This is a genomic window from Streptomyces sp. NPDC006450 (assembly GCF_040612195.1).
Lineage (GTDB): Bacteria > Actinomycetota > Actinomycetes > Streptomycetales > Streptomycetaceae > Streptomyces.
Genome location: NZ_JBEXPT010000043.1, coordinates 1 through 11,823 on the forward strand (window position 1 = coordinate 1; position 11,823 = coordinate 11,823).

Below are 11,823 nucleotides of genomic sequence, written 5' to 3' on the forward strand. Positions count from 1 at the left end.
ATCCGGCCCGCCGGCGTGCGGGGTACGGGGTGCGGGGCGGGGGACGGGGGTGCGTCAGGAACGGACGGCCAGGCCGTGGCCGTGCGGGAAGACCGGGTCGGCGGTGTCGTTCGGGACGTCCGGGCGGGAGGCCGCGACGGCCGCCATCGAGCGCGGGAGCTCGAAGGGGAGGCGGCCCTCGGCTGCGGCCCGGCCGAAGGCCACGTCCAGGAGCGCGGCGTCCGAAGCACCGTAGTCCGCGATCAGCGCGGCTGCCCGCTCCGCGATCTCGGGGATCACCGCGGCCCGCTCCAGGTTGATGCAGACCAGGGTCGGGACGGCGTCCAGGAGGGAGAGGATCTCGGTGAGCTCCGGCTCGGGGAAGGCCAGCGAACCCGAGTGGAAGAAGGACTCGAAGATGTTCGTGCGGGGCTCGTGCGGGGTGCGCAGCCGCAGCACCGCCAGGTCCGCGTCGGCCGGGTCGGACACGAGTTCCCCGTACGCCGCCGCGACGTCCGCGTCCACGTCCTTGACGTACAGCTTCGGCCGACCGGACACCGGCAGGGTCTTCCCGGTGTTGGTGAGCACCGTCAGGGAGCGCCGCTGGGCCGCGGCGCCGGCTGCCGTGAAGTCGGCGCGGCCGACCGTCTCGGCCGCCACGTCCGGGTCCACGTACGGGTTCTCGAACAGTCCGAGGACGAACTTCTCGCGCAGCAGGCGGCGTACGGAGGCGTCGATCCGGGCCTGCGGGACACGGCCCGAGCGGACCAGCTCCACGATGACCTCGGGGCACTGCTCGCCGCCGAACTGGTCGCATCCGGCGTCCAGCGCGCGGGCGGCCCGCTCGGCCACGCTCAGGTGCTCCACGCCCCAGGCGCGGGCCGGGTGCGGCTCGCCGAAGATCGTCGATGCGTTGAGCAGGCCCCAGTCGGTGCAGACGATGCCCTGGAAGCCGAGCTCCTCGCGGAGCAGGCCGGTGACGACGCCCTTGTTGAAGCCGAAGCCGACCTCTTCCCAGTCGGTGCCGGTGGGCTGGCCGTAGTACGGCATCATCTGCGAGCAGCCGGCCGCGATGGCCGCCTTGAACGGCTCCAGGTGGTGCTCGCGCATCCCGCCCGGGTAGACCTGTTCCTTGCCGTGCGCGAAGTGCGGGTCCTCGCCGTCCTTCTGCGGGCCGCCGCCCGGGAAGTGCTTGACCATCGCCGACACCGAGGCCGCACCGAGCGTCTCGCCCTGCAGGCCCCGTACGTAGGCCCGCACCAGCTCGCCCGTGAGCTTCGCGTCCGAACCGAAGGTGCCCGACTGGCGCGCCCAGCGCGGCTCCGTGGCCAGATCGATCTGCGGGTGCAGGGCGACGCGGAAGCCGACGGAGAGGTACTCCCGCCGCACGGTGTCGGCGAACTCGAAGACCAGCTCCGGATCGCCTGTCGCGGCCAGGCCGATGGCCTCGGGCCAGGCGGAGAAGGCGCCGGCGTTGAAGGAGGCGCCGACGTTGTCGGTGAAGGAGTGCCGGGGGTCGGTGGACAGGGTCACCGGGATGCCGAGCCGGGTGCCGGCGGCCATCTCCTGGACCGCGTTCTGCCAGAGCGCCATCTCGCGGGCGCCGTAGCTGCCGAGGAGGTTGAAGTGGGTGAGGTGGCGGCCCTCGATCAGCTCGGGGGTGGTGAACGGGAGGATCGAGCCGTCGGTCTCGGTGACCGGGGTGCCGTCCGGATTCATCATCAGCATCGAGTGGAAGAGCTGGCCGGCCTTCTCCTCCAGGGTCATGCGGGAGAGCAGGTCCTCGACGCGCCGGTCGACGGGGAGGGAGGCGTCCCGGTAGGGGAGGGGGGCGGCGGGAGTGGCAGGCGTGGCAGGGGCGGTGGGCGTGGTGGGGGTGGTGCGCGGAGTGGGGGTGCTCGGGGTGCTCGGGGTGGCGTTCATGGCAGGGCTCCTGAGGCGGACGAGGGCGGCGCCGCCGGCGGTCGTGGCGCCGCCGCGAAGGCGGCGGTGCGCGCGCAGGGCCGGGTGGCGGCGTCCAGGCGGAAGGCCGACTCGACCGGGGCATGGGCCGGTGCGTGGGCCGGGAGAGCGGCCGGGGGCGGGGGCGGGCGTGGCCGGGTCGGTTCGGCAGGCGGCGTGGAGGGCGCTTGCGGGGTCCTGCGTGAGCGGCATGGGGGCTCCAACGTCTCCGCGTCGGCCTCGTCACCGACCGGGCGGTTTCACCGTAGGGGCGAAAACCGTGCACCCACTAGGTTTTCGTGCAGTGAGCTGGATCACGCGCTCGGGATGGCCGGAAACGGTCGGGATTAGGGTGGTCCGCATGGCACAGGACAAGGGCCGGACGGCCCCCAAGGCGGCGGCCGCCCGGGGCGGCTACGCGGTGGGCGACGCCCGGCGCCAGAAGATCCTCGACACCGCCGTCGAGCACTTCGCGCAGTGGGGCTTCCACGCCTCCTCGCTCGCCCGGATCGCCAACGACTGCGGGATCACCCAGGGCGGCCTGCTGCATCACTTCCGGGGCAAGGAGGACCTGCTCCTGTCCGTCCTGGCGCAGAGCGAGCAGCACGACGTCGAGCGGCTCTTCAGTGAGTCCGCGGAGGAGGTCCCCTCGGTCGCCGTGCACTTCACGGCGGTGGTCGCCCTCGCCGAGGACAACGCCCGCCGGCCCGGTCTCGTACGGATGTACAACACGCTGGTCGGTGAGTCCGGGAACCCCGGCCACCCCGCGCACGCCTACTTTCGGCAGCGCTACGACCGGGTCCTCGGCTACAGCGTCGGCCTGCTCAGGGCGGGCGTAGTGCGCGGCGAGGTGAAGCCGGACACGGACTGCGAGGCCGTCGGCCGGGAGATCATCGCGGTGATGGACGGCTTCCAGATCCAGTGGGTGCTGGAACCGGAGGGCGTGGACATGGCGGTCCTGCTCCGCGGGTACCTGGACCGGCGGCTGCGGGAGATCACGGTGGCGGGGACGGGGCTGTGACGGGGCGGTAGCGGCGGTTGCGGCGGTTGCGGCGGTGCCTGGTCCGGTCGTCCGGCTCGCCGTGGTCGCCGTGGCCGTCCTGGCCGCCCTGGTCGCCGTTCAGCCCGTGGCGTGATGTCAGCGCGGCTCGAAGGGCGGCAGGGCGCCAAGGACGCCTTCCAGGGGGCGCGGCAGCGTGGTCTGGGCGGCGGCGACCTCGTAGCCGCCGTGCCGGAAGGCGTACGTGAAGGCGTCGAAGACCGGCTCCTTGGGCATCGAGATGCGCGGCAGACGGGGGAAGTCCGCCTCCTGGAGCGCGGTGCGCAGCTTCGTGAGGGCGGCCGCCGAGAGCTTGTCGCGGTCGACCGTCTCGGCCTTCGCGTTGAGCCGGAGGAACGATCCGTCACCCTTGATGATCAAGGTGCTGGTCTTTCCGCCGATGCCGCCGCTGCGGGTGACCGCGAGGAGGGTCTCGCCGCCGGTGGGGGTCGAGGCGCTGGGCGCGGGAGCGGAGGTGCTGGGCGCGGGCTGCGGGGCGGGACCGGTCGTACCGGTGCCCGGCGCCGGACTCCGGTCGGCGCTCTCACCGGGGGACGGAGTCCCCGGGGCGTCCGTCGCCGTCCCGGACGGGGCGCTGGTGGCGGGGCCGGTGCTCGTGCCCGTGCTCGCGTTCGGTGCCGGGGAGGCCCCGTCCTTCGACCCGTCGGAGGAACACCCGCCCAAGGCCGCCACCACGGCCAGCGCCACGGCCGCCGTCGCCAAGCCCACTCGTCCACCAGGTGCTCGCACGCCCCACCCCCGCAGGTATCCGGCTCGAACCCCGAGTATGGAGTCAGTACCACCCGCACGGATAGCACCCGGAGGCCGACATCCGCCGCTTCGCCCCTTGGCGCTGGCTGCCGCCGCTCACCGCCCTCGCACTCGGGCTCTGGGGCCTCTCGCGGGGCGGCTCCATGTGGCGCGACGAGTCCGTCACGTGGCAGGTCGCGCACCGGCCGCTCGGGGAACTCTGGGAACTGCTCGGCCAGGTCGACGCCGTACACGGCCTCTACTACCTGCTGATGCACGCGGTCTTCGCGGCGACGGGCGGCGCCGCCCCCGATGCCGGCCTCTGGGCCCTGCGCCTCCCCTCGGTGGCCGCGACGGCCCTCGCCGCCTCCGGTGTGGCCGCGGTGGCCCACCACCTGACGCGTGCGGCTGCGCTGCGCGGCGGCCCCGGGCGAGGGGGCCGCGTGCCCGGCCTGCCCGGCACGTCAGGCGAATCCGACCAGGCCGACGGCCCCGACCGGACCGGAGGCCCCGACCCCGTGGGCCGCCCCGACCACACCGACCACACCGATCGGGCCGACCGGGCCGAGCGCGCCGACCGGCCCGGCGTCCCCGACGCCGCCGAGCGGGCCGATCGGCCCGGCGTCCCCGACCGGGTCGCGTTGCTGGCCGGGGTCGGGTACGCGTTGCTGCCGCCCGTGCAGATGTACGCCCAGGAGGGGCGCTCGTACGCCCTCGTCGCCGCGGCCGTCGTCTGGGCCACGTACCTGATGCTGCGCGAGCGCTGGGTCGCCTACGCCGTGGTGCTCGTGCTGGGGTGCTGGCTGCACGAGTTCGCCGTACTGGCGCTGCCCGCGCACGCGTTCGCCGCCCGGCGCTCGCGCGGCTGGCGGCTCGCCGCGGGGGCGGTGGTGGCGGCGCTGCTGCCGCTCGCCCTGGTCAGCGCGCGGCAGGCGCAGCAGCAGCTGGGCTGGCTCGGTCGGCCGAGCTGGCAGGACTGGGCGGCGTACGGGGTCCTCGCGGCCGCCTCGCTGCTCCTGGCCCGGGGAGCCGCGCGGGAACTCGTACGGGTCGCCCTGCCGCTGGCGCTGCTGCCGCCCGGGCTGTTGCTCGCGATCTCGCTGGTGCACCCCTGGTACGTGGACCGGTACGTCCTCTACGCCCTCGCCGGCCTCGCCCTCCTCGCGGGGGCGCGGCTCGCCGCGGCGCGGGGCTGGTGGGTGTGGCCGCTGGTCGGGGTCCTGCTGGCCCCGGCCGTGTTCTGGTCCGCGTGGCTGCGTACCCCCGAGAGCCGCAAGGACGACGCGCGGGCCGTCGCGGCGGCCGTCGGCGAAGTCGCGCGCCCGGGCGACGCGGTGCTGTTCCTGCCCTCGCGGAGGCGCGAGTGGCTGTTGTCCTCGCCGGAGGCCTACGGATCCCTCCGCGACCTCGCCCTGTCCCGCACCCCGGCGGCTTCGCGGAGCCTCCAGGGCGTGGAGCGGACACCGGAAGAGATCCAGGCGGCGCTGCTGGACCCGGCCGTCGACCGGGTGATCGCCCTGCTCGACCCGGTGGGGCAGCCGCTGGACGGCTACCCGGCCGAGGCGGTGAAACGCCAGACGCTGGTCTCCTCCTTCGACCTGTGCTCCGTGACGGACGTGCGCGGCGCCCGCGTGGCCGTCTTCGCCCGGCCGGGCACCTGCCCGTAGGCCCCGGCGGGCCCCTCCTGGCCCCACCGCCTGCCCCTCGGGGGGTGCCTGCGCCGACCGGTCCCGCCCACCTCCGGGCCGCCCGGCGCGAGCCCGGTACCGCCGCACCGGCCCGCCCCCGGACCCGCCGGGCGGAGTTCCCCTACCCGCCCTGCCACCGTTCCCCGGGCCGGCCCCGGCCCCGAAAGACCCAGGGCTCCGCCCCGGACCCCGCCGCGCCGGGCAGGACGGACTCGATGGACGGGGGGCTCCGCCCCAGGCCTGCCGCGCCCCGCCGGCCCGGACCCCGAAGACCCGTCGGCTCCGCCCCGGACCCCGCGCGGCTCTGCGTCAGGGCGGGGCCGGGCGGTGTGGGAACGTGCGCCGGAGGTGGGGGCGTTCGGGGGAGGCGGGGTCGGGGGAGGGAGGATGGGCGGCGGGTCGCCGATCTTGCCGGGGTGGTCCGCCGACTTCTGCCGGAGGTGCCGTATGGATGCAGCCCGTCCCCGCCCCCACTCGCTCGTGCCGCCCGGGCCGCTCGTCGATGGGGAGTGGCTCGCGGAGCGGCTCGGGATGCCCGGACTGGTCGTCTTCGACGCCTCCGTCGGGGCGCACCGCGACACGGACCGGCGGATTCCGGGGGCCCGCCCCTTCGATCTCGACGGCGCGCTGTCCGACCACACCGCCGCCGCCCCGCACACCATGCCCGGCCCCGCCGCCTTCGGCGAGGCGATGCGCGCCCTCGGCGTCGACGGCGGCAGCACGGTCGTCGCGTACGACGGCGCCGGGATCTACTCCAGTGCCCGCGCCTGGTGGATGCTGCGCGCCATGGGCTTCGACAGGGTCGCGGTCCTCGACGGCGGGCTGCCCGCGTGGCTCGCCGCCGGGCGGCCGGTGGAGGAGCGCCGGCCGGGGTACGAGGGCCCGCGCGGCTCCTTCACGGCCCGGCCCCGCGCCGGGCTGCTGGTGGACGCGGCCACCGTCTCGGCGGCCCTGGCCGATCCGGCCGCCGCGGTGCTCGACGCCCGGACCCGCGAACGCTTCGCCGGCACCGCCCCCGAGCCCCGTCCGGGTCTGCGCGGCGGACACATGCCGGGCGCGGTCAGCCTCCCCTTCGGCGAACTGCAGCGCCCCGACGGGCTGATGCGCCCCGCAGCCGAACTCCGCGCAGCCTTCGGGGCGGCGGCGGGTGAGCGGGAACGGCTGTACTTCAGCTGCGGTTCCGGGGTCACTGCCTGCGTGCTCGCGCTCGGCGCGGACCTCGCCGGGTACGGGGACCTGGCCGTGTACGACGGCTCCTGGAGCGAGTGGGGCATGCCCTCCCCGGACCGGCCGGTCGTCCGGGGCGAGGTTGACCCTGACACCGTGTGAGGCGGTCGACTGGTCCCGTACCCGCCGGGCGATCCGTCCGGCGGATCCTCCACCAGTCTGCGAAGGGTTCCCTGTGCTCGACTACGTAGGATCCGGCCCCTACTGCTACACCAACTCGCTGGCCATGGTGCTGGGTGGGGAGTCCCCGTCCACCGCGGTCATCGAGACGCTGACGGGCTCTCCGTTCGGCGCGCAGCTCATCGGCGGTTCCCTGCCGCTGTTCGATCCGTACGGGTGGGACCCCGAGGCGGGCCTCGACGCCGCGATCGCACGGCTGGGCTGGAGTTGTGAGCGCAGCGACGGCGGGTCGCCGGACGAGGCGGTGGAACGGTTGCGGGCCGCCTGTTCGCGCGGGCCGGCCCTGGTCGGGCCGGTGGACATGGGGCTGCTGCTGTACCAGCCCGGCACGCCGGACGCCGAGGGCGGCGACCACTACGTCGTGGTCCTCGCCGCCGGCCAGGACGGCATCGAACTCCACGACCCCCACGGCCACCCCTACGCGACCCTGCCCACACGGGCCTTCCTCTCCGCGTGGGAGGCGACGTCGGTCGGCTACACCGACGCCCCGTTCGTGCTGCGGACCGGCTTCGTGCGCGATCGCCGGGTCACGGCCGCCGACGCGCTGAGGCGGTCGCTGCCGGGAGCGCGCCGCTGGCTGGCCGGTCGCGCCGAGCTCCCCGTACCGGCCGGCACGCTGGGCGGGGCCGCCGCCGTCGAGAGGCTCGCGGAGATGGTCGCCGAAGGCCTGTCTCCCGGCATCCGCACCCTGCTCACCGGGTTCGGCGTCCGCGTGGGGGCGCGCCGCCTGAACGACGCGTCGACGTGCCTGGAAGAGCTCGGGCTGCCCCGCGCGGCCGCCCTCGCACAGGGCCAGGCCCGCATCCTGGGCGCCCTGCAGTATCCGCTGGTCCACGGCGACGACCGGACGGCGGCGGCGCTCCTGCGGCGGCTCGCCCCCACCTACGAACAGCTGCGGACGGCCTTGGGCGAGGCCGCCGACAGCACCCTCTGAGGACACCCCCTCCTCTTGTTCGCCCCCGGCGAACGGCACTTGGGGAACATTGGGGCGCGCACATGCATTGAGTCGGCATAGCTCAACTTCACTGCCGGAGGGAAGATCATGGCTTCGACGTCCGTAACGCTCACCCTGCCCGTGTTGCCGCTCGACGACGAGGTCGTGCTGCCCGGGATGGTCGTTCCGCTGGACCTGTCCGATGCGGAGGTGCGGGGTGCCGTCGAGGCCGCGCAGGCCGCTCAGGCCGCCGCCGGGGGCGACAAGCCGAAGGTGCTGCTCGTGCCCCGGGTCGACGGGAAGTACGCCGCCACCGGCGTGCTCGGGACCGTCGAGCAGGTGGGACGGCTGTCCGACGGGGACCCCGGGGCACTGATCAGGGGGCGCGGCAGGGTCCGCATCGGGGCCGGTACGACCGGGCCCGGGGCAGCGCTCTGGGTCGAGGGCGAACCCTTCGACGAGGCCGCCGAGGCCCTCCCCGATCCGCTGCCCGGGGCCGTCGCCGAGCTCGTCAAGGAGTACAAGGCGCTCGCCACGAGCTGGCTCAAGAAGCGCGGGGCCTGGCAGGTCGTGGACCGGGTGCAGCAGATCGAGGGGGTCGGGGCCCTCGCGGACAACTCCGGCTACTCCCCGTTCCTGAGCGTCGAGCAGAAGGTGGAGCTGCTGGAGACGGCGGACCCCGTCGCCCGGCTGCGCCTCGCGGTCAAGGCGCTCAGCGACCACCTCGCCGAGCAGGACGTCGCCGAGTCCATCGCCAAGGACGTCCAGGACGGCGTCGACAAGCAGCAGCGCGAGTTCCTGCTGAAGCGGCAGCTCGACGCCGTGCGCAAGGAACTGCGCGAGCTCAACGGGGAGTCGGACGGCGAGGAGTCCGACGACTACCGGGCCCGGGTCGAGGCCGCGGACCTGCCCGAGAAGGTACGGGAAGCCGCCCTCAAGGAGGTCGACAAGCTGGAGCGCTCCAGCGACCAGTCCCCGGAGGGTTCCTGGATCCGCACCTGGCTGGACACCGTGCTCGAACTGCCCTGGAACGAGCGGACCGAGGACGAGTACGACATCCGGGGAGCCCGCGCCGTCCTGGACGCGGAGCACGCCGGGTTGAGCGACGTGAAGGACCGGATCACCGAGTACCTGGCGGTGCGCAAGCGCCGCTCCGAGCGCGGGATGGGCGTCGTCGGCGGCCGCAGGGGCGGGGCCGTGCTGGCGCTCGTCGGCCCTCCGGGGGTCGGCAAGACCTCCCTCGGGGAGTCCGTGGCGCACGCCATGGGACGCGAGTTCGTCCGCGTGGCCCTCGGCGGAGTCCGCGACGAGGCCGAGATCCGCGGGCACCGGCGTACGTACGTGGGCGCGCTGCCCGGCCGGATCGTACGGGCGATCAAGGAAGCCGGTTCCATGAACCCGGTCGTCCTGCTCGACGAGATCGACAAGGTCGGCTCCGACTTCCGGGGAGACCCGGCGGCCGCGCTGCTCGAAGTCCTCGACCCCGCCCAGAACCACACCTTCCGGGACCACTACCTGGAGGTGGAACTCGACCTGAGCGACGTCGTGTTCCTGGCCACCGCCAACGTCCTGGAGGCCATTCCGGAGGCCCTCGCCGACCGCATGGAGCTGGTCCGCCTCGACGGCTACACCGAGGACGAGAAGGTGGTCATCGCCCGCGACCACCTGCTGCCCCGGCAGTTGGAGCGCGCGGGCCTGGCCACGGAGGAAGTGGTCCTGGAGGAGGACGCGCTGCGCAAGCTGGCGGGGGAGTACACCCGGGAGGCGGGCGTACGCACCCTGGAGCGTTCCCTCGCCCGGCTGCTGCGCAAGGTGGCCTCCCAGCACGAGCTGGGGGAGCGGGAGCTGCCGCTGCGGATCGGCGCCGGCGACCTGCGGGCGCTCATCGGGCGGCCGCACCACGTGCCGGAGTCCGCGCAGGACCCGTCCGAGCGGCGCACCGCGGTACCGGGCGTGGCCACGGGCCTCGCCGTGACCGGGGCGGGCGGTGACGTCCTGTTCGTCGAGGCCTCGCTGTCCGATCCCGAGACGGGCGCGGCCGGGCTCACGCTGACGGGCCAGCTCGGAGACGTGATGAAGGAGTCGGCGCAGATCGCGCTCAGCTTCCTGCGCTCGCACGGCGCCGAGCTGGAACTCCCCGTCGCCGACCTGAAGGACCGGGGCGTGCACATCCACTTCCCGGCGGGCGCGGTCCCCAAGGACGGTCCGAGCGCGGGCATCACCATGACGACGGCGCTGGCCTCGCTGCTGTCGGGCCGGCAGGTCCGCACGGACGTGGCCATGACCGGCGAGGTCTCGCTGACCGGCCGCGTGCTGCCGATCGGCGGGGTCAAGCAGAAGCTGCTGGCCGCGCACCGGGCCGGGCTGACCACCGTCATCATCCCGAAGCGGAACGAGGCCGACCTGGACGACGTTCCGGCCGAGGTGCTGGCAGGGCTGTCGGTGCACCCCGTGACGGACGTACGCCAGGTCCTGGAGCTGGCCCTGGCCGCGGCCGCGGTCCCGGTGGCCGCCGCGGCCTGACCCGGGCCGGGGCCCGGGGTCCACCGCTTCGGCGGGGCCCCGGGCCCCCGGCGTACCCGCTGCGAAATACTGGTGGGCCACACAGCAGCGAAGGAGCGGGCCTTGCACGGGACCGAAGACCAGGAGTTCCTTGCCCTGGAGCGGGAGCTGTCCGTCTTCCTCCGACGGGCCCGCGCCTCCTCCGGGGAGATGGCGCGCGAACTGCACCCGGAGCTGGAACCGGCCGCGTACGGGCTCCTCGTCCGGCTGGAGGCCGCCGGCCGCCAGCGGGCGACCGAGCTCGCCGCGTACTTCGGGGTCGGCAAGGCCACGATGAGCCGGCAGCTGCGGGCCCTGGAGGTCCTGGGCCTGCTGGCCCGCGAGCCGGACCCGGCGGACGGGCGGGCCTTCCTGGTCGGCCTCACGGAGGAGGGCCGGGAGCGCTTCCTGCGGGTCCGGGGTGCCCGGCGCGAGCAGTACATGCGCAAGCTCGCGGACTGGGACCGCGGAGAAGTGGCGGAACTGGCGCGGCTCCTGAACCAGTTGAACGCGGGCGGGGAGTAGCGCACTCCGCACCCCTGGAGCTCCGCACCCCTGGAGCTCCGCGGCCCTGGACTCCGCGTCCCCTAGAGCTCCGCGTACGCCGCCGACGCGTCGTCGTGGCGCTTGCCGCGCCCGTGCGCCCGGCGCGGGTCCGATTCCAGGGTGCGCACCCGGTCGATCAGGGACTGCGCGCCCTCCTTGCGCAGCACGGCCATGCACGCGGCCCAGTCGCCCTCCCCGAAGGTGTCCGTCCACCGGCTGGCCCCGTCCGTGAGCACCGCCACCGCCCGCACGTCCGCGCGCGGCGTCCGCCCGGTCACCGCCCGGGCCGCCACCTCCGGGTCCGCGGCGGCGGTGAAGAAGCCGCCCTCTGCGTTGCGCAGCACGTCGGCGGAGGCCTCCGTACGCAGCCGCTCGCGCGGGATCCGGTCCAGCCGGTCGTCGAGGACCGCACGCACCTCGCCACCGGTCGCCTGGAGGAGGAGTACGGAGTCCGAGAGCACCAGGTGTTCGACGCAGGACTCGTCCCAGCGGACCACGACCACCGTCGCCTGCGGCGTCCGGACGTGAGAAAGGTCACACGTGTCGCGGTGGGCGTCGGCGGTGCCGCGGATGGCCTCCGCCAGGATCCGGTCGAGGGGCATGTCCCGGCGCGATCCGGACAGTTCGGTCAATCGGCCGCCCAGCCGGGCCGCGAACCACGGCACTCCGTGCGCGCATCCGACCTCGCCCGGCGGCGGGGTGACCCCGTCGAGGGCGACCAGAACGCCGCCGCCCGAGGCGGGGATCGCGGCCGACAGCCAGTCCTCGTTGGGGCGTTCCGGGTTGCCGGGGGCGGAGGAGAGATCGATGCGCATGCGGACATTCTGCCCGCGCGGGGCTCCGTAAGGGCAGGAAGAGCCGGGGAAGGTCCGGACCAAAGCGGGACGGGTGGGGCGGGAAGGGACGCGCGGGGTCGGCGGGGTGACCCTCGGTATGTGGGCGGGCATCCTGCCAAAAGCCGCATCGATCTTTCAACCACCCGTCCACGGCGGGGCTCT

The 11,823-nt window shown here is 74.7% G+C and carries 9 protein-coding genes; 6 read left to right on the forward strand and 3 right to left on the reverse strand.

Translation table 11 applies throughout. From position 1 onward, the window contains the following. Positions 1 to 54: 54 nt before the first annotated feature. Complete coding sequence (locus ABZY57_RS15735; protein ID WP_356512131.1) at positions 55 to 1,902, reverse strand: glycoside hydrolase family 3 N-terminal domain-containing protein; 1,848 nt, start codon at positions 1,900 to 1,902, stop codon at positions 55 to 57. 379 nt (positions 1,903 to 2,281) lie between these two features. Here ABZY57_RS15735 and ABZY57_RS15740 point away from each other — a divergent pair, with 379 nt between their 5' ends. Next, complete coding sequence (locus ABZY57_RS15740; RefSeq protein WP_356512133.1) at positions 2,282 to 2,941, forward strand: TetR family transcriptional regulator; 660 nt, start codon at positions 2,282 to 2,284, stop codon at positions 2,939 to 2,941. 117 nt (positions 2,942 to 3,058) lie between these two features. Here the strand turns inward: ABZY57_RS15740 and ABZY57_RS15745 are convergent, their stop codons facing one another. Next, positions 3,059 to 3,682 (reverse strand): hypothetical protein, encoded by a 624-nt coding sequence (locus tag ABZY57_RS15745; protein ID WP_356512135.1) that lies wholly within the window; start codon positions 3,680 to 3,682, stop codon positions 3,059 to 3,061. Between the two features lie 191 nt (positions 3,683 to 3,873). On the opposite strand from ABZY57_RS15745, the gene ABZY57_RS15750 reads away from it, so the two are divergent. From ABZY57_RS15750 to ABZY57_RS15770, 5 genes are all read left to right on the forward strand, one after another. Further along, positions 3,874 to 5,376, forward strand: a complete 1,503-nt coding sequence (locus ABZY57_RS15750) for a hypothetical protein (protein ID WP_356512137.1) — start codon at positions 3,874 to 3,876, stop codon at positions 5,374 to 5,376. Between the two features lie 468 nt (positions 5,377 to 5,844). Then, positions 5,845 to 6,726, forward strand: coding sequence for a sulfurtransferase (locus ABZY57_RS15755; protein ID WP_356512139.1), 882 nt, complete (start codon positions 5,845 to 5,847; stop codon positions 6,724 to 6,726). A 73-nt stretch (positions 6,727 to 6,799) separates the two neighbouring features. Next, complete coding sequence (locus ABZY57_RS15760; RefSeq protein ID WP_356512141.1) at positions 6,800 to 7,738, forward strand: hypothetical protein; 939 nt, start codon at positions 6,800 to 6,802, stop codon at positions 7,736 to 7,738. 108 nt (positions 7,739 to 7,846) lie between these two features. Continuing rightward, on the forward strand, positions 7,847 to 10,261 hold the full coding sequence (gene lon, locus ABZY57_RS15765) for an endopeptidase La (protein ID WP_356512143.1): 2,415 nt from the start codon (positions 7,847 to 7,849) through the stop codon (positions 10,259 to 10,261). Positions 10,262 to 10,363: 102 nt separating this feature from the next. Further along, entirely contained in the window at positions 10,364 to 10,804 is a 441-nt protein-coding gene (locus tag ABZY57_RS15770; protein ID WP_243336175.1) for a MarR family transcriptional regulator, read from the forward strand. A gap of 62 nt (positions 10,805 to 10,866) precedes the next feature. On the opposite strand, the gene ABZY57_RS15775 is transcribed toward ABZY57_RS15770, so the two are convergent. After that, complete coding sequence (locus ABZY57_RS15775) at positions 10,867 to 11,640, reverse strand: protein phosphatase 2C domain-containing protein (protein ID WP_356512146.1); 774 nt, start codon at positions 11,638 to 11,640, stop codon at positions 10,867 to 10,869. Positions 11,641 to 11,823 lie beyond the last annotated feature (183 nt).